Origin of the sequence: Streptomyces sp. NPDC051243, from assembly GCF_044455405.1 — a bacterium.
Classification (GTDB): Bacteria; Actinomycetota; Actinomycetes; order Streptomycetales; family Streptomycetaceae; genus Streptomyces.
The window spans coordinates 181,299-203,991 of the sequence record NZ_JBITES010000007.1; the positions used below are offsets into that span (position 1 = coordinate 181,299).

Annotated in this window: 20 protein-coding genes; 11 read left to right on the top strand and 9 right to left on the bottom strand. The window is 70.8% G+C overall.

Annotated elements, in window-relative coordinates; all coding sequences use genetic code 11:
* Positions 1-8 precede the first annotated feature (8 nt).
* From ACIBAG_RS19380 to ACIBAG_RS19395, 4 genes are all read right to left on the bottom strand, one after another.
* On the bottom strand, positions 9-881 hold the full coding sequence (locus tag ACIBAG_RS19380) for a carbohydrate ABC transporter permease (RefSeq protein ID WP_399106618.1): 873 nt from the start codon (positions 879-881) through the stop codon (positions 9-11).
* Positions 878-1,762, bottom strand: coding sequence for a carbohydrate ABC transporter permease (locus ACIBAG_RS19385; RefSeq protein ID WP_399106962.1), 885 nt, complete (start codon positions 1,760-1,762; stop codon positions 878-880). Before ACIBAG_RS19385 ends, ACIBAG_RS19380 begins: the two co-directional genes overlap by 4 nt.
* A 124-nt stretch (positions 1,763-1,886) precedes the next feature.
* Positions 1,887-3,167 (bottom strand): ABC transporter substrate-binding protein, encoded by a 1,281-nt coding sequence (locus tag ACIBAG_RS19390; RefSeq protein WP_399106620.1) that lies wholly within the window; start codon positions 3,165-3,167, stop codon positions 1,887-1,889.
* Positions 3,168-3,213: 46 nt separating this feature from the next.
* Positions 3,214-4,266, bottom strand: coding sequence for a carbohydrate kinase family protein (locus ACIBAG_RS19395; protein ID WP_399106963.1), 1,053 nt, complete (start codon positions 4,264-4,266; stop codon positions 3,214-3,216).
* A 136-nt stretch (positions 4,267-4,402) separates the two neighbouring features.
* On the opposite strand from ACIBAG_RS19395, the gene ACIBAG_RS19400 reads away from it, so the two are divergent.
* From ACIBAG_RS19400 to ACIBAG_RS19415, 4 genes are read left to right on the top strand one after another with little or no spacing between them, the layout of a single operon-like run.
* Entirely contained in the window at positions 4,403-5,167 is a 765-nt protein-coding gene (locus tag ACIBAG_RS19400) for a DeoR/GlpR family DNA-binding transcription regulator (protein ID WP_399106964.1), read from the top strand.
* Positions 5,164-6,504, top strand: a complete 1,341-nt coding sequence (locus ACIBAG_RS19405) for a 6-phospho-beta-glucosidase (RefSeq protein WP_399106622.1) — start codon at positions 5,164-5,166, stop codon at positions 6,502-6,504. Before ACIBAG_RS19400 ends, ACIBAG_RS19405 begins: the two co-directional genes overlap by 4 nt.
* A gap of 51 nt (positions 6,505-6,555) precedes the next feature.
* Positions 6,556-9,612: an alpha-mannosidase gene (locus ACIBAG_RS19410; RefSeq protein WP_399106624.1), complete on the top strand. Its 3,057-nt coding sequence runs from the start codon at positions 6,556-6,558 to the stop codon at positions 9,610-9,612.
* A gap of 5 nt (positions 9,613-9,617) precedes the next feature.
* Positions 9,618-10,868, top strand: coding sequence for an alpha-L-fucosidase (locus tag ACIBAG_RS19415; RefSeq protein WP_399106626.1), 1,251 nt, complete (start codon positions 9,618-9,620; stop codon positions 10,866-10,868).
* A 234-nt stretch (positions 10,869-11,102) separates the two neighbouring features.
* Here ACIBAG_RS19415 and ACIBAG_RS19420 read toward each other — a convergent pair whose 3' ends face one another.
* Together ACIBAG_RS19420 and ACIBAG_RS19425 are read right to left on the bottom strand one after the other, a co-directional pair.
* Positions 11,103-12,788 carry a carbohydrate binding domain-containing protein gene (locus tag ACIBAG_RS19420; RefSeq protein ID WP_399106628.1) on the bottom strand — a complete coding sequence of 562 codons (1,686 nt, stop codon included), beginning with the start codon at positions 12,786-12,788 and terminating at the stop codon, positions 11,103-11,105.
* 133 nt (positions 12,789-12,921) lie between these two features.
* Positions 12,922-14,055 carry an ATP-grasp domain-containing protein gene (locus ACIBAG_RS19425; RefSeq protein WP_399106630.1) on the bottom strand — a complete coding sequence of 378 codons (1,134 nt, stop codon included), beginning with the start codon at positions 14,053-14,055 and terminating at the stop codon, positions 12,922-12,924.
* 259 nt (positions 14,056-14,314) lie between these two features.
* On the opposite strand from ACIBAG_RS19425, the gene ACIBAG_RS19430 reads away from it, so the two are divergent.
* Entirely contained in the window at positions 14,315-15,175 is an 861-nt protein-coding gene (locus tag ACIBAG_RS19430) for a metallophosphoesterase family protein (protein ID WP_399106632.1), read from the top strand.
* Positions 15,172-15,852 carry a 4'-phosphopantetheinyl transferase gene (locus ACIBAG_RS19435; RefSeq protein ID WP_399106634.1) on the top strand — a complete coding sequence of 227 codons (681 nt, stop codon included), beginning with the start codon at positions 15,172-15,174 and terminating at the stop codon, positions 15,850-15,852. Before ACIBAG_RS19430 ends, ACIBAG_RS19435 begins: the two co-directional genes overlap by 4 nt.
* A 73-nt stretch (positions 15,853-15,925) precedes the next feature.
* Here the strand turns inward: ACIBAG_RS19435 and ACIBAG_RS19440 are convergent, their stop codons facing one another.
* Complete coding sequence (locus ACIBAG_RS19440; protein WP_126396598.1) at positions 15,926-16,156, bottom strand: hypothetical protein; 231 nt, start codon at positions 16,154-16,156, stop codon at positions 15,926-15,928.
* 231 nt (positions 16,157-16,387) lie between these two features.
* On the opposite strand from ACIBAG_RS19440, the gene ACIBAG_RS19445 reads away from it, so the two are divergent.
* Entirely contained in the window at positions 16,388-17,431 is a 1,044-nt protein-coding gene (locus ACIBAG_RS19445) for an alpha/beta fold hydrolase (protein WP_399106636.1), read from the top strand.
* A gap of 149 nt (positions 17,432-17,580) precedes the next feature.
* On the opposite strand, the gene ACIBAG_RS19450 is transcribed toward ACIBAG_RS19445, so the two are convergent.
* Both ACIBAG_RS19450 and ACIBAG_RS19455 read right to left on the bottom strand, forming a co-directional pair.
* Entirely contained in the window at positions 17,581-18,105 is a 525-nt protein-coding gene (locus tag ACIBAG_RS19450) for a toxin-antitoxin system, toxin component (RefSeq protein WP_399106965.1), read from the bottom strand.
* A 38-nt stretch (positions 18,106-18,143) separates the two neighbouring features.
* Complete coding sequence (locus ACIBAG_RS19455) at positions 18,144-18,794, bottom strand: helix-turn-helix domain-containing protein (protein ID WP_399106966.1); 651 nt, start codon at positions 18,792-18,794, stop codon at positions 18,144-18,146.
* A 223-nt stretch (positions 18,795-19,017) separates the two neighbouring features.
* On the opposite strand from ACIBAG_RS19455, the gene ACIBAG_RS19460 reads away from it, so the two are divergent.
* The 4 genes from ACIBAG_RS19460 (at position 19,018) to ACIBAG_RS19475 (ending at position 22,689) form a co-directional block, all read left to right on the top strand.
* Positions 19,018-19,680, top strand: coding sequence for a hypothetical protein (locus tag ACIBAG_RS19460; RefSeq protein ID WP_399106638.1), 663 nt, complete (start codon positions 19,018-19,020; stop codon positions 19,678-19,680).
* A gap of 117 nt (positions 19,681-19,797) precedes the next feature.
* The gene (locus tag ACIBAG_RS19465; protein ID WP_399106640.1) at positions 19,798-20,949 is read left to right on the top strand and encodes an NAD(P)/FAD-dependent oxidoreductase; all 1,152 of its coding nucleotides are present in this window, start codon (positions 19,798-19,800) and stop codon (positions 20,947-20,949) included.
* Positions 20,946-21,272: a (2Fe-2S)-binding protein gene (locus tag ACIBAG_RS19470; RefSeq protein WP_399106642.1), complete on the top strand. Its 327-nt coding sequence runs from the start codon at positions 20,946-20,948 to the stop codon at positions 21,270-21,272. The genes ACIBAG_RS19465 and ACIBAG_RS19470 overlap by 4 nt, the downstream gene beginning before the upstream one ends.
* Positions 21,265-22,689, top strand: a complete 1,425-nt coding sequence (locus tag ACIBAG_RS19475) for an FAD-dependent oxidoreductase (RefSeq protein ID WP_399106644.1) — start codon at positions 21,265-21,267, stop codon at positions 22,687-22,689. Before ACIBAG_RS19470 ends, ACIBAG_RS19475 begins: the two co-directional genes overlap by 8 nt.
* Positions 22,690-22,693: the final 4 nt, after the last annotated feature.

Genomic DNA, 22,693 nt, shown 5'->3' on the forward strand with positions numbered 1-22,693 from the left:
ACACCGGTTCAGCTGCCCTGTACCGCACCTTCGGTGGCGCCCGCGATGAACCCGCGCGCGAAGATGCTGAAGACGATGACCAGGGGAAGGGCCGCCATCAGCACACCGGCCATGACCATGCTGTAGTCGGTGCTGTGGCCGAGGTTGAGCTGGGCCAGCTCGACCTGGAGCGTGACGTGGTCGGGGTTGGTGAGCACGATCAGCGGCCAGACGTAGTCGTTCCAGGCGTTGACGAAGGCGTAGATGGCGAGGAAGGACAGAGCCGGTTTGATCATCGGCAGGGCGACGTTCCAGTACTGACGGAAGAACCCGGCGCCGTCGATGCGCGCCGCGTCGAGCAGTTCGTCGGGCACGCCGTTCTCGATGTACTGGCGCAGCCAGAAGATGCCGAAGGCGTTGGAGAGGGCGGGCCAGACCAGTGCCTTGAGCATGCCGACCCAGCCGAGCTCGGACATCAGGATGAACTGCGGCAGGACCGCCAGTTGGAGCGGCAGCATCATGAACACCAGCAGCGTGCCGAAGAGCACCTTGCGCCCGGGGAAGTCGAACTTGGCGAAGGCGAAGGCAGCCAGGGAGTCGATGAACAGCACCAGGACCGTGGTGACGCTCGCGACGACGATCGTGTTGAGCATCGACCCGAAGAAATCGATGGTGTCGAGGACGTTCCGGATGTTCTCCAGCAGGTGCGAGCCGAACGTCAGCTTCGGTGGGCTCTGGTAGATGTCCTTGGTGGTGTTGGTCGCCATCACGATCGTCCACAGGAACGGGAAGACCGAGATCAGGACGGCCACGGCGAGGAGGATGTGCGCGGTCAGGCCCTTGGGGCGCCGCAGCCGCCGCTTCGCGCCCGTGGCCGGGGATGGGGTGGCGGCTGTCGTCATGACTTCCTCCCTCGTTGCACGATGCGCCAGTTGACGACGACGAGCACGATGATCAGTACGAAGAAGGCCCACACGATGGCCGCGCCGTAGCCGTAGTCGTTGTCGAGGAAGGCCGACTGGTAGAAGTACAGCAGCGTGGTCAGGCCCGCCTGACCGGGGCCGCCCATGTTCTGGTTGGCGGCGTTGCTGGCGAAGAGCACCTGCGGTTCGCTGAAGCTCTGCAGACCGTTGATCGTCGAGACGACGACGGTGAACAGGATGATCGGCCGCATGATCGGAATGGTGATCTGGAAGAAGGTGCGGACGGGGCCGGCGCCGTCCATCCTGGCCGCCTCATAGATCGACTGCGGGATGGCCTGGAGGCCGGCCAGATAGATGATCATGTTGTAGCCGGTCCACATCCAGGTCATCAGCGCCGCGATCACGACCTTGATCAGCCATGGATTGCTCAGCCACGGGATCGGCTCGATGCCGACCGTGCCCAGGATCGCGTTGACCAGACCGAAGTTGTTGCTGAACACCGCGCCGAAGAAGATCGCCACGGCGACGATCGAGGTGACGTTCGGTATGTACAGGGCGATGCGGTAGAAGCCCTTGAAGCGGCGCACCGAGTGCAGCAGCGTCGCCAGCACCAGGGCGCCGAACAGCGTGGGCACGGTCGACAGCACCCAGATCGCCAGGGTGTTGCGGATCGACAGCCAGAAGACCGGGTCGTTCCAGAGGAACTCGTACTGCTGCAGACCCACGAACTGCTTGCCGCCCAGGCCGTCGTAGCGCTGGAAGGACAGATACAGCGAATAGAAGACGGGGACGAAGGAGAACGCGGCGAAGATCAGGTAGAAGGGCGAGATCGCCAGGTACTGCCGCCAGTACGACAGCACGCCGCGCCGCTTGGGCCGAACGGCGCCCGCGGGCGGGGTGCGCCGCGGGCGGAATCGGGCCGGGCCCGGCCCGCCACGGCGCTCGTGCACCGTGGCGGGACCGGTGACCGGAGGGGACGACACCTCAGTTCACCCCCTGTCGCCGGGCGATCTGCTTGGCCTGGCCGACCGCGTCGTTCCAGGCGTCGTCGGGCTTCTTGCCCTTGGCCTCGATGCTGGTCAGCTCGGCCATGAAGGGAGCCATCACCGCGGAGTCCGCCGGTGCCTCGTAGCTCACCGGGATGGCCTCGGCGGCCGGTCCGAAGACCTCGATGATCTTCTGTCCGCCGAAGAACTCGTCGGGGCCCGTCATGGCCTCCATCGCGTACGTCGCCGGAGAGGCGGGGAAGATGGTGGCGTCGGTGTAGCTCTTGGCGTTGTTGTCCGGGCTGAGGATCCAGCTGATGATCTTGAACGCCTCTTCGGGGTTCCGGCACTGCGAGGGCAGGGCCAGGTAGGAGCCGCCCTGGTTGGCCGGCCCGTTCGGCGTCGCGCAGACCCGCCACTTGCCCTTGGTGCCCGGGGCGGCCGACTGGATGTCCAGCGCGTGCCAGGCGGCGCCGAGTTCGGTGGCCAGGTTCTTGCCGATGGCGGCGTTCCAGGTCTGGTCGTTGATCTTGGCGTCGATGCCCAGCGTGTAGGGGCGGATCGCCGTTTCCCACGCGGTGCGGATGTGGTCCTGGTCGCCGATGAAGTGGTTGTCCTCGTCGATGAACCGCTTGGTGCCCTGGCCGACCGCGATGTTGAACACCGAGCTGATGTTGTTGACCAGGAAGATGCCGGGCTGCGACTTCTTCAGCTCGGTGCCGAGCGCGAAGTAGTCCTCCCAGGTCTTGGCCTCGGCGGCGACCTTCGCCGGGTCGGTGGGCAGCCCGGCCTTGTCGAACAGGTCCTCGCGGTAGAAGAGCGCGGTGGGACCGATGTCGATCGGGAACCCGATCTGCTTGCCGTCCTTGGTCTGGGCGAGCTTGGTCTTCCACTCCAGGTACTGGGAGGAGATCTTCTTGAAGCCCAGGTCGTTCAGGTCGAGGAAGCGGTCGGCATTGGGCAGGAAGGAGGCTATGTCCTCGCCCTTGATGCCGGTGATGTCGGGCACGGAGTCGCCGCCCGCGGCGAGGGTGGTGGTGAGCTTCTGCTTGAAGTCGCCGCCGATGGAGGCGGCGGTCAGCTTGATCTGGCCGCTGAAGTGCGTCTTGGCCTCGGCGACGACCTTGTCGCTGAGCGCGCCACCCCAGTACCACACGGTGAGGTCCTTGCCGTTCTTGGTGCCGCCCGATTCGGAGCCGCCGCCGCAGGCGACGGTCAGGCCGGACGCGGCCGCGGTGAACACGGCGGCCTGGAGGAAGCCTCTACGAGAAAGGTCCACGGGTCACTCCTGTTGTTCCTGTTCGACGTGCTGAGGGGATTGGGGGTCAGTGCCGCCGTTCGGAGGCGCGTGGGCCAACGGGCGTGTGAGGGGCCGGCGGGGTGACGGGGGCATGCTGCACGGGCGGGCCGACGTCGGCCGGGATGCGGTCGGCCAGGAAGCCGTACGTCTGCTTGAGTTCGGGGTCGGTCAGGGAGCGCCACCAGCGGTCGACGCCGTACCAGCCGGGGGCCGCGAGCGCTCCGCCGTGCTGCCGGACGGACAGTCCGGCCGCCAGCACCGCGAACCGCAGCCGCTCCTCCAGTGGCCAGCCGCCGAGCGAGGCCGCGACGAAGCTCGCCCCGAACACGTCCCCGGCGCCCGTCGCGTCGAGGACGTCGACGTCCAGGGCCGGGACCTCCGCGTACTCGCCGGTGATCTGGTCGACGGCCACCGCCCCGTCGCCGCCCCGGGTGACCACGGCGACCGGCACCAGCTCGCTGAGCGTGCCGAGGGCCGCGACCGCGCTGTCGGTGCGGGTGTAGGCCATCGCCTCGGTCTCGTTGGGGAGGAAGGCGTGGCACAGGCGGAGCTGGTCGAGCAGGTCGGACGACCACCGCTGGGTCGGGTCCCAGCCGACGTCGGCGTAGACCTGGGTGCCGTTCGCGGCGGCCTTGGCGATCCACTCGCGCGGTTCGGCCTCGATGTGCACGAGGGCCGTGCGCGCCTCGGGCGGGTCGCCCATCAGCGCGTCCTGCGAGTAGGGGGGTTCCTGGCCGTGGGTGACGAGCGCCCGGTCGTGGCCGTAGGCGAGGGAGACGGTGACCGGGGTGGGCCAGCCGTCGGCCGTACGGGACAGCGAGAGGTCGATGTCCTCCTGGTCGCACAGGACGTCCCGGCAGTACTCGCCGTACAGGTCGTCGCCGAACACCGTGGCCAGCGAGGTCGTGAGGCCGAAGCGGGCGGCGGCCACCGCCAGGTTGGCGATGCCGCCCGGGCCGCAGCCCATGCCGCCCGTCCAGATCTCCTCGCCCGGCGTCGGCGGCTTCCCCAGCCCCGTGAGGACGAGGTCGTAGAAGAGCAGCCCGGTCAACAGCACATCGGGCCGGTCGTCGTCCACGGATACGCCCTCTCGTCGTCGCTCGTCAAAACTCTTCATTTCGTGACCGGAATCGTGCGCCGCTCCGCGAGATTGGTCAATACCCGAGCAGAAGTGAGCATGGATTTGATTGAAGATGACGAGTAGTGTTCACGCCATGCTGGCGGAACGACGACATCAACTCATCCTGCGGGCCCTGCGCTCCGGCGGCCCCGCGGCTGTGACCGACCTCTCCGAGCAGCTGGGTGTGAGCCCCGCCACCATCCGGCGTGACCTGCTCAAACTCGAGGAGGACGGGCTGCTGACCCGGGTGCACGGCGGCGCCGTCGTGGAGGAGGGCGACCAGCCCTTCGCCGAGGTCGCCGAGGTGCGCGTGCCCGAGAAGGACGCCATCGCGGCGCACGCGGCCTCGATGATCGAAGACGGTCAGTCGGTGCTGCTCGACATCGGCACCACCGCCTTCCGGCTCGCCCGTCAGCTGCACGGCCGCCGTCTCACCGTGATCACCAGCAACCTGGTGGTCTACGAGGAGCTCGCCGACGACGAGGGCATCGAGCTGGTGCTGCTCGGCGGCATGGTCCGCCGCGAGTACCGGTCCCTGGTCGGCTTCCTCACCGAGGACAACCTGCGCCAGCTGCACGCCGACTGGCTGTTCCTCGGGACCAGCGGGGTGCGGCCGGGCGGGCAGGTCATGGACACCACGGTCGTCGAGGTGCCGGTGAAGCGGGCCATGATCAAGGCCGGCGACAAGGTCGTCCTGCTCGCCGACGCGGCGAAGTTCCCCGGGCACGGGATGGCGAAGGTGTGCGGTCCCGAGGATCTGGACGTGGTGGTGACGAACGCGCCGGTCGACCCGGCGACGCGGGCCTCCCTGCAGGAGGCGGGCGTCGAGGTCGTCGTGGCGGGAAAGGTTCAGACGTGAAGCTGACGATTCTGGGCGGCGGCGGGTTCCGCGTGCCGCTCGTGTACGGGGCGCTCCTGGCGGACCGCGCCGAGGGCCGGGTCACCCACGTCGTGCTGCACGACCTGGACTCCGGGCGGCTCTCGGCCGTGACCCGCGTCCTCGCCGAGCAGGCGGCCGGGGTCCCCGACGCCCCCGAGGTGAGCGCCACCACCGACCTCGACGAGGCCCTGCGCGGCGCCGACTTCGTGTTCTCCGCCATCCGCGTCGGCGGCCTCGAAGGCCGGGCGAACGACGAGCGGGTCGCCCTCGCCGAGGGTGTCCTCGGTCAGGAGACGGTCGGCGCGGGCGGCATCGCCTACGGTCTGCGGACCGTACCGGTCGCCGTCGACATCGCCCAGCGGGTCGCCCGCCTCGCGCCGGACGCCTGGGTCATCAACTTCACCAACCCGGCGGGCCTGGTCACCGAGGCCATGTCCCGCCACCTAGGCGACCGCGTCATCGGCATCTGCGACTCGCCGGTCGGCCTCGGCCGCCGTATCGCCCGCGTGCTCGGCGTGAAGAACCCCGGTGAGGCCTGGATCGACTACGTCGGCCTCAACCACCTCGGCTGGGTCCGCGGCCTGCGTGTCGCCGGGCGCGACGAACTCCCGCGTCTGCTCGCCGACCCCGACCTGCTCGGCTCCTTCGAGGAGGGCAAGCTCTTCGGCACCGAGTGGCTGCGGTCCCTGGGCGCCATCCCCAACGAATACCTGCACTACTACTACTTCAACCGCGAGGCCGTGCGCGCCTACCAGCAGGCCGAGAAGACCCGCGGCGCCTTCCTCGCCGACCAGCAGGCCCGCTTCTACGAGGAGGCCCGGCGCACCGACGTCTCCGCCCTGGAGGTCTGGGACCGCACCCGCGCCGAGCGCGAGGCCACCTACATGTCCGAGAACCGGGAGACGGCGGGTGCCGGCGAGCGTGACGCCGACGACCTGTCCGGCGGGTACGAGAAGGTGGCGCTCGCCCTGATGCGGGCCATCGCCCGCGACGAGCGCACGACCCTGATCCTCAACGTCCGCAACCAGGCCACCCTGTCCGTCCTCGACACCGACGCCGTCATCGAGGTTCCCTGCCTGGTCGACGCCAACGGCGCCCACCCGGTCGCCGTCGCCCCGCTGCCCGACCACGCCACCGGGCTGGTCTGCGCGGTCAAGGCGGTCGAGCGCGAGGTACTCGCCGCCGCCGAGTCCGGCTCCCATGCGACGGCGGTGAAGGCCTTCGCGCTGCACCCGCTCGTCGACTCCGTGAACGTGGCCCGTCGGCTCGTCGACGGCTACACCTCCGTCCACCCAGGGCTCGCGTACCTTAGGTAGGCACCCCGCCGGAAAGCGCTTTCCCGCACCCGCTCTCTCTGGAGACCCCTCATGCACGACGAACGCCGCCGGATCGAAGAGCGCGTCGAGCGCCTCCACAACCAGCGCATCAAGCCCGCGATCTACGCGGCCACCGTCCCCTTCGAGGTCGAGGCCTGGCAGGCGCCGGGTGAGCCGGTCTCCTTCGAGGAGGCCGCGGCGGCCCCGTACGAGCCCTTCGCGATGGACACCCCGTGGGGCCCGCCCTGGGGCACGACCTGGTTCCGGATGCGCGGCCGGGTGCCCGCCGAGTGGGCGGGACGGCGCGTCGAGGCGGTCATCGACCTCGGCTTCGTCGGCGACTGGCCCGGCAACCAGGCCGAGGCCCTGGTCCACCTGCCCGACGGCCGCCCTCTGAAAGCGGTCAACCCGCTCAACCAGTACGTGCCGATCGGCAACCCGGTCGCGGGCGGCGAGGAGATCGACTACCTGGTCGAGGCCGCCTCCAACCCCGACATCCTGGCCGACAACTTCTCGAAGACCACGCCGCTCGGCGACGTCCTGACGGCCGGCGACAAGCCCCTCTACACCTTCCGGCGCGCCGACATCGCCGTCCTGGACGAGGAGGTCTGGCACCTCGACCTCGACCTCCAGGTGCTGCGCGAGCTCATGGTCCACCTCGCCGAGCACGAGCCCCGCCGCCACGAGATCATGCACGCCCTCGACCGGGCCATGGACGCCCTGGACCTGGACGACATCTCCGGCAGCGCCCCCGCCGTACGCGAGATCCTCGCGCCCGTCCTGGCCAAGCCCGCGCACGCGAGCGCTCACGTGGTGTCCGGCGTCGGCCACGCCCACATCGACTCGGCGTGGCTGTGGCCCATCCGCGAGACCAAGCGCAAGACGTCCCGCACCTTCTCCAACGTCACCTCGCTCGCCGACGAGTACGACGACTTCATCTTCGCCTGCTCGCAGGCCCAGCAGTACGAGTGGGTGCGCGACAACTACCCGCACGTGTGGGCCCGCATCCAGGAGTCGGTGAAGAAGGGCCAGTGGGCGCCGGTCGGCGGCATGTGGGTCGAGGCCGACGGCAACCTGCCCGGCGGCGAGGCCATCGCCCGCCAGCTCATCCACGGCAAGCGGTTCTTCATCGAGCACTTCGGCGTCGAGACCAAGGGCGTCTGGCTGCCGGACTCCTTCGGCTACACCGCCGCCTACCCGCAGCTCGCCAAGCTCGCCGGCAACGAGTGGTTCCTGACCCAGAAGATCTCCTGGAACCAGACCAACAAGTTCCCCCACCACACCTTCTGGTGGGAGGGCATCGACGGCACCCGCATCTTCACGCACTTCCCGCCGGTCGACACCTACAACGCCCGCTTCAGCGGCGAGGAGATGGACCGCGCGGTCCGCAACTACAGCGAGAAGGGCGCCGGTACGCGCTCCCTCGCGCCCTTCGGCTGGGGCGACGGCGGGGGCGGCCCCACCCGCGAGATCATGGAGCGGGCGCGCCGGCTGGCCGACCTGGAGGGCTCGCCCAAGGTCGTCATCGAGCACCCGGACACCTTCTTCGCCACGGCCCGCGAGGAGTACCCCGACGCCCCCGTGTGGGTCGGCGAGCTCTACCTGGAGCTCCACCGGGCGACGTACACCTCCCAGGCCCGCACCAAGCAGGGCAACCGCCGCAGCGAACACCGGCTGCGCGAGGCCGAGTTGTGGGCGACGACCGCGGCACTGCACGCGCCGGGCTACTCCTACCCGTACGAGAAGCTGGACCGGCTGTGGAAGACGGTCCTGCTGCACCAGTTCCACGACATCCTGCCGGGCTCGTCGATCGCCTGGGTGCACCGCGAGGCGGAGGCCGAGTACGCCCGCGTTGCCGAGGAGTTGGAGGCTTTGACGGCGGAGGCGGTCGCGGCACTGGGCGGGGGAGAGGCCCGGGTCTTCAACACGAGCCCGTTCGCGCGCGCCGAGGTGGTCCGCACGGCCGAGGGCGCACCGGCGTATGTGGAGGTGCCCGCGAGTGGCAGCGCGCCTCTCGCAGGGGCCGAGCCCGCGCAGCCGGTGTCGGTCTCCGATCGTGTCCTCGACAACGGGCTGGTCCGTGTGCAGGTGGCGGAAGACGGAACACTGTCGTCTGTATACGATCTACGGTCGAACCGTGAAGTCCTCGCCGACCAGGGCAACCTGCTCCGCCTGCACACCGACCTCCCCAACTACTGGGACGCCTGGGACATCGACAAGCACTACAAGAACCGCTTCACCGATCTGCTGGACGCCGAGTCCGTCACGGTCGTCGAGGAGAGCCCGCTCGTCGGAGCGATCCGCGTCGAGCGCGCCTTCGGCAAGGGCTCGAAGATCACCCAGACGATCACGGTCCGCGCCGGCAGCCCCCGCATCGACTTCGAGACCGAGATCGACTGGCACGAGGCCGAGAAGATCCTCAAGGCGGGCTTCCCGGTGGACATCCGCGCCCCGCACTCCTCCGCCGAGATCCAGTTCGGCCACATCCAGCGGCCCACCCACACCAACACCAGCTGGGAGGCGGCCCGCTTCGAGGTCTCCGGCCACCGCTGGGTGCACATCGCCGAGCCCGGCTACGGCGTCGCCGTCATCAACGACTCGACGTACGGCCACGACGTCTCCCGCACGGTCCGCGAGGACGGCGGTACGACGACCAGGGTCAGCCTCAGCCTGGTGCGCGCCCCGCGCATCCCGGACCCCGAGGCCGACCAGGGCAGGCACCGCTTCACCTACTCCCTGCTCCCCGGCGCGAGCATCGAGGACGCCGTCGCCGAGGGCTACGCCCTCAACCTCCCGCTGCGGGTGGCGGACGCGGCGGGCGCGCCCGAGCCGGTCGTCTCCGTGGACGGCGACGGCGTCACCGTCGAGGCCGTCAAGCTGGCCGACGACCAGTCCGGCGACGTCGTCGTACGCCTCTACGAGTCCCGCGGCGGCCGGGCCACCGGCGTCGTCCGCACCGGCTTCCCGCTCGCGGGCGCCCAGGTGACCGACCTGCTGGAGCGCCCGCTGGAGGAGGACGCGGCGATCACCGACGACGGCGGGGTCGCCGTCAGCCTGCGCCCCTTCCAGGTCCTCACCCTCCGCCTGAAGCGCACCGAGGGGAGCTGAGCGGGGTGCCGATGCAACCCTGGTTCACCGACGCCAAGTTGGGGATCTTCGTCCACTGGGGCATCTACGCGGTCGACGGCGTCCAGGAGTCCTGGTCGTTCTACGACGACATCGTCCCGTACGACCGGTACATGTCCCAGTTCGACCGGTTCACGGCCTCCCGTTACGACCCGCGCGACTGGGCCGAGCTCTTCGCGCGGGCCGGCGCCCGGTACGCCGTCCTGACCAGCCGCCACCACGACGGCGTGGCCCTCTGGGACACCGCTCACGGCGACCTGAACGTGGGCCGCGACCTGATCGCCGGCTACGCGGACGCCCTGCGCGAGCAGGGCCTGAAGGTCGGCCTGTACTACTCGCACTCCGACTGGAGCCACCCCGACTACGCCTCCACCCGCAAGCCGGGCCGCCCACCGGAGCTGGAGGACAACCGCTACTCGGAGGTGGCGGCCGAGGACGAGGACCTGGACGCCTGGGAACGCTTCCTGGCCTACCGCGACGGTCAGATACGGGAGTTGGTGTCGCGCTACCGTCCCGACCTTCTGTGGTTCGACGGCGAGTGGGACCGCAGCGAGGAGCAGTGGCGCATCCCTGAACTGGCCGCGCTCATCCGCTCCGAGGTGCCGGACGTCGTCTTCAACGCCCGGATGCTCAGCGAGGGCGACTACGCGACGCCCGAACAGGGCGCCCCGGTCGTCCCGCCGGACGGCCCCTGGGAACTGTGCCTGACGGTCAACGACTCCTGGGGTCACCAGCACCACGACCACAACCACAAGTCGGTCGACCAGCTGATCCGCTACTTCACGGAGACGATCGGCGCGGGCGGCAACCTGCTGCTGAGCGTCGGCCCGCGCGAGGACGGCACGATCCCGCGGGAGCACGTGGAGCGCCTGGAGGGGCTCGGCGACTGGATCGCCAAGCACGCGGAGGCGGTGTACGGCACCGAGCGCGGCCTCCCGGCCGGCCACCATTACGGCCCGAGCACCCTCTCCAAGGACCACCGCACCCTGTACCTGATCCTCTTCGACGTCCCGCGCGCCGAGATCAACGTACGCGGACTGCTCGGTTCGGTACGCCGGGTCACGGTGCTCGGCAGCGGCACGCAACTGGCGCACCGGGTCACCGGCGGCCTGCACGAGACGCCGGGCGTCCTGTGGATCGAACCGCCTGCCGCGGCCGACCTCGATCCGCACGCGACGGTGCTGGCCGTCGAGTTGGACGGTGAGCTGGAGCTGTACCGGGGCTCGGGCCGCTTCTGACCCTTCCGTCCCGCGGCACAGTTCGGGCCGGCCGGCCGCTGCCCCCGTGACAGCGGCCGGCCGGCCCGAATCCCCCGTGCTTCCCCCGTGGTGGTGCGCTGGTGGTGCGTTCCCCCGTTGTCCCCGCGTCCCCCGTTGTTCCCCCGTTGCTTTCACTCTTATGAGCGCTCGGCCGGCGTCCTGATACACCCGCGCCGGAAAAAAAGAATTCTCCCGGCGCGGGTGGAAGGGGCCTCAGCCGGTGAACCCGGCCGTGATGGACGTGAACTGCCAGTTGCTCTGGCTGATCCCGGAGCAGTTGCTCGTCACTCCACCGCCCGGGCACGGCCGGTCGCGGTTGACCGACCAGAAGGCTAGGCGGGCGATGTGCCGGGAGTTCGCCCAGTCGCGGATCTGGGTCCAGATCGCGGGCGAGGTGAGCTCCTGCTGGTCGGACAGGCCGTTCATGCCGGAGATGCCGATGTGGGCGTAGGCCGTGGCGTCGTCCCACCCGAACGTGGACTTCAGCTTGTTCTTCAGCCCCTCCGTGGCGTTCACGGTGTTGCCGTACATGTCGGCGCCGCCGCCGAAGTCGAACGGCATGATCGTGAACACGTCGATGTCGGCGTTCAGCGCCCTGGCCTGCTCGATGAGCCGGTTGCCCCAGTACGTCGGCCCGGTCGTCGAGGTGCCGAAGGTGACGATGGTCCGCAGACCCGGGTTGTTCGCCTTGACGATCTTCAGGGCGTTGAGGATCCGGTCCTGCACGGTCGCGTTCTCGAATTCGTCGGTGTTCTCGATGTCGACGTCGATCGCCTTGAGCCCGTACGCGTCGATGACCTTCTGGTACGCCCCCGCCAGCGCCTCCGCCGACGAGCAGTTCGGCCCGAGCTTGTTGCCGCTCCAGCCGCCGATCGACGGGACGATGTCACCGCCCGCGGAGCGGATGGAGTTGATGACGCTCTGGTCGTTCCCGCCGGTCAGCGGGCGCTGTCCGTCCCAGGCCGGGTTGCAGCCGCCGGAGGACAGGATGAACGCCATCGTGTACCACTTGATCCCGGTCGCGCTCATCACCGAGGTCGCGCTCGGCGGGTCGCCCCAGCCCAGGTACAGATAGGGGGCGGCCTGCTTGAAGCCGGTACCGCCACCGCCGCCCGCGTCCGTCGTGACGGTCACGGCGTTGGAGGCTGCGGAGACGTTCCCGGCCGCGTCCCGCGCCTTCACCGTGAAGGTGTGACTCGTGCTCGGCGCCAGCCCGCTGACCGTGGCGCTGGTACCGGAGACACTGAGCACCTGGCTCGAACCGCGGTAGATGTCGTACGCCGTCACCCCGACGTTGTCCGTCGAGGCGTTCCACGCCAGCGACACGCTTGACGAGGTCTTGCCGGTGGACCGCAGACTGCCCGGCACGCTCGGCGCCTGACTGTCGGAGCCGCCGCCCCCGGGCCCGTCGAGGCTGATGTCGTCGGCGTGGTAGGTGCCCTGCGCGTACCAGCCGTGGACGTAGACCGTGGCGCTGGTCTGTGCGGCGCCGGTCGTGAACGACAGGGACAGCTGACCGTACGCCGACGGCGACGACGTCCACGTGGACGCACCGCCGTCCACACCGAGGTAGACGTAGGACCCGCGCACCCAGCCGCTGAGCGTGTACGTCGTGTTCGGCCGGACGGAGACGGTCTGGCTGCACTTGGCGATGTCACCGGAACTCACCGCGCCCGCAAGGGCCTTGGAGCCCCCGTGCACGGGGGAGGAGACGACCGAGCCGAGGTTGCCGGCGCAGGACCATGGGGAGAGGGCGCCGGATTCGAAGCCGGCGTTGGAGAGGATGTTGGCCGCATGGGCCGTACCGGGAAGCGCTACGGCTCCGGTGACCGCGAGGGCGGCGGAGCCCAGCAGGGCGAGAAGACGCCGTCTGAGACGTCTGAGGGGTTGGTTGCGCACGCGATCTCCCTGAGGAATGTGGGGTGTTCGGGAGTGCACGAGGTGCAGAGAGGTGCGCAGACCAAGTTGGTATGGACCAATCCCGCTGTCAAGCTCTGACGCCGGGATTGGTCCATACCGGAGGGTGCAAGGTCTAAAGAGGCAGAACCTGAGCGGCCCCGCTCCCGACCGAGTCGACCGGGGCCGGCGCGGGCATCGCCGGCAGCAGCGGCTCCTCGACCTCCGTCCGCTGCTGCGGAATCGAGACCGGCCGCAACGGCCGCGGCCCCGAAACCACCGTGTAGTCCTGCCCGAGGAACGGCGGCGCGACCTCCCCCGGGTCCTCCCCGAGCGCCAACTGCACGGCCAGCCAAGGCACGTTGACCCCGCACAGCGACAGCTGGTGCAAGCCCCCGGCCGGCCGCGTGTTGACATCCATCAGCACCGGCTGGTCGCCGAACATCCGGAACTGGATGTTGGACAGATAGTGCAGCCCGAACCCCTCCGCGATCAGCCGCGCCGGCTCCAGCCACTGCTCGTGCAGCGTGAACCCACGCCGCCGCCCGCTCTTGCTGCGGCCGATCGCCAGCCGCACCCGGTTGTCCGGGCCGGTGAGGCAGTCCACCGACACCTCCGGCTGCTCCAGCCGCGGCATGACCAGCCAGTCCACCGGCTCATCGGCGCGCCGCAGCGCGTCGAGAACAAGATCCAGCTGCACATACGGAGTCGGAAACCCGGTGAGGTGCATGAGCGAGAAGGGGGAGCGGGTGATCACCCGGAAGCCCACCCCGCCCGCACCGGACGCCGGCTTGAAGCAGGCCTTGTGCCCGCCCGCCTCCAACTCCTCGACGGCCGCCACGAGTTCGTCGGCGGTACGCACCCGCCACCACGGCGGCACCGGCACCCCGATCGCCTGCACGGCCTCGTACGCGATCACCTTGTCCTGGAACACCGCGACGGCCTCCGGCGGCGGCGCCAGCAGCGCCGTACCGGCCGCCTCGAAATCCGCGCGGTGCGCGACGATCGCCGACTGGTGCATCCGGGGAACGAAGACGTCGATGCCACGGCGCCGGCACTGGTCGAGCGCGTACTCGACGTATCCGGCCGGGGACAGGCCCTCCGGCTCCAGATCGGCGGTGTCGGCGGCGGCCAGCACGGGCGAGTCGGCGTCCCCGTGCGTCGCATGGATCTCGACGGCCCGATCGCTGGGATTTCTCCGCAGCTGATCCATGAAGAACACGTTCTCCGCGTACGTGCGGTTGAGCCAGACGCGTACGCGAGAGACCATGCAGGGCCGTCCTTTCGGGGTTCGCGGGCAGGGCGAAGCAAGCCCGTGCCCGGGCAGGGTGAATGGAGGGACACCAAATCGCCCCGTGCGAAGGGACGTTCAAAGCGGTGGTGTTGGGGCGATCATACGGCTTTCAAAGGGTGCCGCGTGCAACGTACGTGTTACGGATTTCCCGATCATGCCGACGTGATCCTGCCTTGTACCGGCGTGCTGCCATGTGATCTCGTGGAGTCCTTCGGGTGATCGGAAGGGGCCAGGGATGACGTCGACGGCCGGCGGTGCCGGGCAGCTGCTGGCCATCAGCGACCTGCACATCGGTTACGACGAGAACCGCGCCCTCGTCGAGAAGATGCGCCCCGGCTCGGACGACGACTGGCTGCTCGTCGCCGGTGACGTCGCCGAGACCGTGGCCGACATCCGCTGGGCCCTCGGGACACTCGCCGGCCGTTTCCGCAAGGTCGTCTGGGCGCCGGGCAACCACGAACTGTGGACCCACCCGAAGGACTCCGTCACCCTGCGCGGCGTCGCCCGCTACGAGCACCTCGTCGACCTGTGCCGGGAACTGGGCGTGACCACCCCCGAGGACCCCTATCCCGTCTGGGACGGCCCCGGCGGCCCGGTGGCCGTGGCACCGCTGTTCCTGCTGTACGACTACTCCTTCCTGCCCTCCGGCTGCACCACCAAGGAGGAGGGACTGAGGTACGCGCACGGGACCGGGATCGTGTGCAACGACGAGTACCTGCTGCACCCGGACCCCTACCCGTCCCGTGAGGCCTGGTGCGAGGCCCGGGTCGCCGAGACCGAGCGCCGGCTCGCCGCACTGCCCGAGGACCTGCCCACCGTCCTCGTCAACCACTACCCGCTGGACCGCCACCCCACGGACGTCCTGTGGTATCCCGAGTTCGCCATGTGGTGCGGCACCCGGCTGACCGCCCACTGGCACCGCAGGTTCCGTGTGGAGACCATGGTGTACGGCCACCTCCACATCCCCCGCACCACCTGGCACGAGGGCGTCCGCTTCGAGGAGGTGTCGGTGGGGTACCCCCGGGAGTGGCGGAAGCGACCGGACCCGCCGGGACGCCTGCGCCGGATTCTGCCCAGGGAGGACGGGCCCCGTTGATCGAGGAACTGCTGCCTGACGTGGTCGTCACCGTCGAGGCGTACGGCGACGAAGAGCCCCCGAACACGGTCCTGTACCCCGAGGAGGAGGCGGTCGTGGCCCGGGCGGTCGGCAAGCGCCGCCGGGAATTCGCCGTCGTACGCTCCTGCGCCCGCCGCGCCATGGAGAAGCTCGGTGTGCCGCCGCAGCCGATCCTGCCCGGTGAACGCGGCGCCCCCGGCTGGCCGGCCGGCCTGGCCGGCAGCATGACCCACTGCGAGGGCTACCACGCCGCGGCCCTGGTCCGCGCCACCGACCTGGCCTCCCTCGGCATCGACGCCGAGCCCCACCAGACGCTCCCGCAGGGCGTCCTGCCGGCCGTCGCCCTGCCCGCCGAGGCGGAGCGGCTGCGCCTCCTGGCCGGCGACCACCCCGCCGTCCACTGGGACCGGCTCCTGTTCAGCGCGAAGGAGTCCGTCTACAAGGCGTGGTTCCCCCTCACCGGGAAGTGGCTGGACTTCACCGAGGCCGACATCGAGTTCTTCGCCGACCCCGGTGAACAGTTCATCGGCGGCTTCCGGGCGCGGCTGCTCGTACCCGGCCCGTGGGTGGGCGACCACCGGGTGGACCTCTTCGAGGGCCGGTGGACGGTCCGGCGTGGGCTGGTGGCGACAGCGGTGAGCGTGCCGCACACCTGAGCCACCGTCCGGCGCCTGCTGACCCCCCATAAGCCCGCGCAGGCGCCCGGCGGTCACCTCACCCGAGGGGCACTCACGGCTCCGCGGGACACCAGCTCTGCAGCAGCCGGAAGAACTCCTCCTCGTTGCCGCTCAGTCCCGCGTCGGCCAGGGCCTGTTCCGCCTCGGCGAGGACGGAGGGCGGGACGAGGGGTGGTCGGCGCGAGCCGGGGGGACCGTCGAACGCGGCTCGTACGGTGTGCAACAGCCGCAGATAGGCCTGGACGGCGGTGCGCTCGCGGTCGGTCAGTACGGCGGTGGGCATCGGTCGGCTCTCCCCAAGTCGGCGTCGTCGCGTCACGCCCCGCATACGAGGGCGCACCACCAGCTTGCCGCCCACCACTGACAATCGGGCCCGTCCACCCCTCGGTTCGCCCGCTTAGCGGAGGTGAAACCTCCCCGAAATCCCTTGTGGGAAAGCCGTCCTACGCTGGAGGGAAGGGCTTTCGGCCGCACTCGCGGCAAGGGAACGGGGACAGGAACGGGGGCGAGTTTCGTGGTCGACCTCCACGGGCCGCGCCCGGCGCGCGCCGTACGGCTGCGCCCGGTGGGCGACGGAGAACTCGAGCTGCAGTACCGCGTGGTGCACGGCTACCGGCGGGCGTTCCGGATGGCCGGCGAAGGGCCGGCGCTGGTGCTGATCCACGGCATAGGCGACTCCTCCGACACCTGGGCCGAGCTGATCCCCGACCTCGCTCGCACCCACACCGTCATCGCCCCCGACCTGCTCGGCCACGGCGCCTCGGACAAGCCGCGCGCCGACTACTCGGTGGCCGCGTACGCCAACGGCGTGCGCGATCTGCTCACCACGCTCGGCATCGAGTCGGCGACGCTGGTCGGGCACTCGCTGGGCGGGGGAGTGGCGATGCAGTTCGCGTACCAGTTCCCCGAGCGCACCGAGAGGCTCGTCCTGGTCAGCGCGGGCGGGGTGGGCCGCGAGGTCAACCCGGTGCTGCGGCTGGTCTCCCTGCCGGGCGCCCATCTGCTGCTGTCGACACTGCGCTTGCCGGGGATGCGGCTCCAAGTCGGGCTCGCGGTACGGCTGATGAGGCTCCTGGACACCGACCTCGGCCAGGACGCGCCGGAACTGCTCACCCTCGTCGACGCACTGCCCGACGACACCTCGCGCAACGCCTTCGTCCGTACCCTGCGGGCGGTCGTCGACTGGCGCGGGCAGGTGGTCACCATGCTGGACCGCTGCTATCTGACCGAGGGCATGCCGACCATGCTGCTGTGGGGCGACCGGGACAGCGTGGTGCCGGTGCGGCACGCCTTCGGCGCGCACGAGGCGATGCCCGGCAGCCGGCTGGAGATCTTCGAGGGGGCGGGCCACTTCCCGTTCCACACCGACCCGGCCCGTTTCGTCGCTCTGGTCGAGGGGTTCACCAGCACTACCGCGCCCGCCGACTGGAGCCGCGAGCACTGGCGCGAACTGCTGCGCGCGGGCCGCCCCGGCACGGCGGCGGGGCAACCGGACACCGCCCGTACGCGCGCGGTGGAACGGGATCTTCGGGAGGCGAGCGAACGCAGCGCGACATGATCCGGCACAGCGCGATGTGACCCGACGCGGCGCGACGGTGACCCCGAGGTGCATACGGGACCCGAGGTGCATACGGGACCCGAGGTGCATACGGGACCCGAGGTGCCTACGGGACCGGACGCGCCGTACGGGAAGCCGTCGTGCCAGGCTCAGCTCTGCGGCCCCAGATAGCCCAGTGACGCCTCGATCCGTCCCGCCAAGTGGTCCCGCTGCCCCCGCGCCGACGAAACCGCCAGCCACGGGCGGCACTTGCTGGCCAGCAGCAGGCCGAAGGCCTCGGCCTCCTTCTCCTCGGCCTGGTCGAAATGGCTGCGCGCGGCGACCCTCAGGACCGTCGAGCGCAGGTCGGCCTTGTCGTCGAGGAGGCGGGCCGCCACCGAGGCGCCCTCGACGCTGTGGCTGGCGTGGCCGGCCTGCATGTGCCACAGCTCGTGACCGAGGATCACCAACTGATGGTCGGGCGCGGTGCGTTCCTCGATCACCACGAGGTCCTGGTCGGCCATGTCCAGCCACAGTCCGCTGGCGGTCCCGGCCGGGAAGGCGGACGTACGGAACTGGACGGGACGGCCGCGGCGTCTGCTCATCGCGTCGCACAGCGCGCCGTACAGCTTCTCGGGCGCCGTGGGCGCGGGAAGCTTCACTTCCGCGACCAACTCGCCGCACAGGCGGCGCATTTCCCTACCGATGCCCACAGGTCTCCCGTTCTCCCGCTTCACGACTCGGGCCGCTTGACGCTCTCCAGGAGCATGTCCAGCCACTCGGCGACCTTGTCGCGGTGCTGGTCGGTGGGCAGTTGAGCGGCCCGCCAGGCGATTCCGCGCACGCCGTGGTCCTGCAGGAGCTTCTCCAGCGGATCCTCGGTGGCCTGCGTCGCCTCGCGCTCGGCGAGCTTCTGCAGCAGATCCTGCTCGGTGCGCTGGAGGGCGCCGGCGAGTGCTTCGGGGTCCTCGGCCGTGAGGAATCCGGCGTGCACCCGGAAGAACCGCTGGATGGCGTCGCAGTGCTCCATCGTGGGGCGCCGGTCGCCGTTGATGAGCGCGCCCGCCTGCTGGCGCGACATGCCCGCGCCGTCGGCGATCTCCTGCTGGGTGTACTTGCGGCCGTTCGGCTTGAGGCGGGTGCGGCGCAGCAGGTCCAGACGCTGCAGGAAGCGGGCCTGGACGTCCGGCTCGCCCGCCGGGCGACCGCTCAGCAGGGCCTTGACCACGGACTCGGGGACGCCGGAGGCCACGGACAGGCGGCCGGTGTCGAAGACCTCCGCATGCGGCACGCCGAGCCGGTCGGCGAGCGCGGTGACACGAGCGACGACGGCCGGCAGCACAGCCGTCGGCGTGACGCCCGGACCCTCGAAGCCACCCGTCACCGACAGATCTCCTACGTCTCTCACAGGCTTCTCACAAGCGGTTGCCGTGAACTTGGTGGAGATTACCCGCTGGTTCGAACTCACATCCAGGTCTCGCCACAACTGTGGCCAATTTCAGCCGTCAACAGACATGGAATGCCACGATAGTTGACACGGCTGAGAAGCGGGCAGCAGGATCAAGAAGCCGCGTGAAGGCCGCATAGGCAAGAGGGGTGACCTCCCGATGGCATATCAGGCAGGTGGGCAGCGGTTCGAGCCGCGGCCCGTCCCCGAGAGCTGCGAGGCCCAGGCGTATCTGCGGGACTACGGCGCTCTCGTGGAGGCCGTGCCCTTCCCTTCCGTCATCCTCGACCACCGCTGGGACGTCCTTCTGGCGAACACCGCTTTCGCGTCACTTTTCCGTGGCGTCGGCCCGCATCCGACGGCCATGCCCGACGAGAACTTCCTCAGGTTCGTGCTCTTCCACCCGGACGCGAGCACGGTCCTGGGTGAGCACGAGTCCAGCTGGTGCCTGCCGATGCTCGCCCACTTCGCCGCCGCCGTGGAGCGGCACGGCCACGACCACGGCCTGCAGGCCATCCGCCGGGAGATCGCCCAGGACCCGATCATGGAGGCCGCCTACCGGCAGGGCCTGCCGCACTGGATCCGGGCCGTCGGCGAGCGGGCCGTGGTGCAGGACGGTGCGGTACGGCCGTTGCTGCACCCCGACCCGCGCTGGGGCGCGACCGAGTGCCGGGTCGTCGACGAGACGCCCAGGAGCCTTCAGGAGATGGGCTACACCCGGCTGACCCTGGTGCTGCGCGAGGCGCGCCGCGACCGGCCCAGGGGTCGTGGGGTGCGCCGCAGCGCGAGCCATCTGAGAGTCGTGCCCACCCCCGAGGGCTGACCGGGGCACCGTCGGCGTTCAGGTCGCCGACGGCGCCCCGTCAGCGCGGCCGGATCCGAGTTCCACCGTTGTTGTCCCCTCATTCCCAGCATCGACGATATGTGACATAGTACTGGCGTGAGCAAGCGACTGACCTGCGATGTCGTGGTCGTCGGAGCCGGGATGGTGGGCGCGGCCTGCGCTTGGTACGCGGGTCGGGCAGGCCTCGACGTGATCCTCGTGGACCGTGGCCCGGTGGCCGGCGGCACCACCGGGGCCGGAGAGGGCAACCTCCTCGTCTCCGACAAGGAGCCGGGTCCGGAACTGGACCTGGCGCTGCTGTCCGGTCGGCTGTGGGGCGAACTGGCACGGGAGTTCGGGGAGGCCGTCGAGTACGAGCCCAAGGGGGGAGTGGTCGTGGCCTCGTCGCCCGGCGGGCTCCTGGCGCTGGAGCGGTTCGCCGAAGGACAGCGTGCCGCCGGGGTCCTCGCCCAACCGGTGGCGGGTGACAGGCTCCACGACCTCGAACCCCACCTCGCCCCGGGCCTGCCCGGCGCCGTCCACTACCCCCAGGACGCCCAGGTCATGCCCGCCCTGGCCGCAGCCCGACTGCTCCGCGCCTCCGGCGCCCGCCTGCTGACCGGCCACACCGTGACGGACGTGCTGCGCGCACCGGACGGCACCGTGCGCGCAGTCCGCACGGACAAGGGCGACATCCACGCGCCGGCCGTCGTCAACGCGGCCGGCACCTGGGGCGGCGAGCTCGCCGCACTCGCGGGCGTCCGGCTGCCCGTCCTCCCCCGGCGCGGCTTCGTCCTCGTCACCGAACCCCTCCCGCGCCGAGTGCGCCACAAGGTGTACGCCGCGGACTACGTGGCCGACGTGGCCAGCGACTCGGCCGCGCTGCAGACCTCACCGGTCGTGGAGGGCACGGCCGCGGGGCCGATCCTCATCGGGGCGAGCCGCGAACGGGTCGGCTTCGACCGGACGTTCTCGCTGCCGGCCGTAAGGGCGCTGGCGGCGGGGGCGACCCGGCTGTTCCCGTTCCTGGACCGGGTGCGCGCGATGCGCTCCTACCTCGGCTTCCGCCCGTACCTGCCCGACCACCTCCCCGCCGTGGGACCGGATCCCCGCGTCCCCGGGCTGTACCACGCCTGCGGTCACGAGGGCGCGGGCATCGGACTCGCCACCGGAACCGGCCACTTGATCGCACAGGCGCTGACCGCGCAGACCCCCGATCTGGACCTGGCCCCCTTCCGGCCCGACCGTTTCGCCGAGGAGGCCGCGTGAGAACCCCGCTCGAGCTCGCCGACGCCCAGCCGGGCCCGGCGTTCACGGTCACCCTGGACGGCCGCGAGATCGACGCACTGCCCGGCCAGACGGTCGCCGCGGCTCTCTGGGCGGCCGGCGTCACATCGTGGCGCACCACTCGGGGGCAGGGCCGCCCGCGCGGGGTCTTCTGCGGCATCGGCGTCTGCTACGACTGCCTCGTGACCGTCAACGACCGCCCGAACCAACGGGCCTGCCTGGTGCCATTGCACCCGGGCGACACCATCCGCACGCAGGAGGGGACAGGCCACGACGACCCGGAAGGGGCGCGACACGATGACTGACGCGAACCGGGGCGGCACGGCCCCGCACCTCGCCGTGATCGGTGCGGGCCCGGCGGGGCTCGCCGCGACCGTCGCCGCCGCGGCACACGGCGTCCGGGTGACGCTGGTCGACTCGGCGGCGGAGGCGGGCGGACAGTTCTACCGCCGGCCCGCGGCCGGGCTGGGGGCCCGCCGACCGCAGGCCCTGCACCACCAGTGGCGCACCTGGGAGCAGCTGAGGGACGGTCTGGACCGGCACGTGAGAGCAGGCTCCGTAAGGCACTTGACGGAGCATCACGTCTGGCTCGTCGAGCGCCGCGCGGAGCCGGACCCGGGCTTCACCGTCCACGCACTCCTCGGCCCCGAGCAGGAGGACCCGGCCGAAGTACGCGCCGACGCCGTGCTCCTGGCCACCGGCGGTTACGAGAAGGTGCTGCCCTTCCCCGGCTGGACCCTCCCCGGTGTCGTCACCGCGGGCGGCGCCCAGGCGATGCTCAAGGGCACCCTCGCGGTCTCGGGACGCACCGCCGTGGTCGCCGGTACCGGCCCGTTGCTGCTCCCCGTGGCGACCGGACTCGCCGCGGCCGGCGTCGAGGTCGCCGCGTTCGTCGAGTCAGCGAGCCCCGAGGCCCTGCTACGGCGATCCCGCGCGCTGGCGGCGCAGCCCGGCAAGCTCGCCGAGGGCGCCGGGTACGCGGCCCGGCTGCTGCGCCACCGGGTCCGAGTCCTCGCCCGGCACACGATCGTCGAGGCACACGGCACCGAGCGGCTGGAGGCCGTGACCGCCGCCGCGCTCGACGGAGACGGGCGGGTCCGGCCGGGCAGCGAGCGCCGTATCCCCTGCGACACCCTGGCCGTCGGCCACGGCATGCTCCCGCACACGGACCTCGCCGAGACGCTGGGCTGCCGGCTCGACGGCCTCGCGGTGCGCGTCGACGGCGAGCAGCGCACCGACGTGCCCGGCGTCTGGGCCGCCGGAGAGACCACGGGCATCGGCGGCGCCGCCCTCGCGCTCGCCGAGGGCCACATCGCCGGACGCTCGGCCGCGGCCCGCCTGACCGGCACCGAACCCGACCCCGGCACCTGGGCGGCGGCCGCCCGGGTCCGTACCCGGCTGCGCACGTTCTTCGCCGAGCTCGACTCCGTGTACGCCCCGCCCGCCCACTGGACCGACCAGATCACCGACGACACGGTGGTGTGCCGCTGCGAGGAGGTCACCGGCGGGGCGATCCGGGAGGCCGTGGCGGAGCTCGGTGCCGGTGATCCGCGGACCGTGAAGCTGCTGACGCGGGCCGGGATGGGCTGGTGCCAGGGGCGGATGTGCGGGCCCGCGGTCGCGGGGCTCGCCGGGTGCGAACTCACCCCCTCCCGGAGGCCGTTCGCCCGTCCGGTGCCGCTCGGGGTGCTGGCCCGGGCCGGCGAGCTCGACCAACAGTGAAATG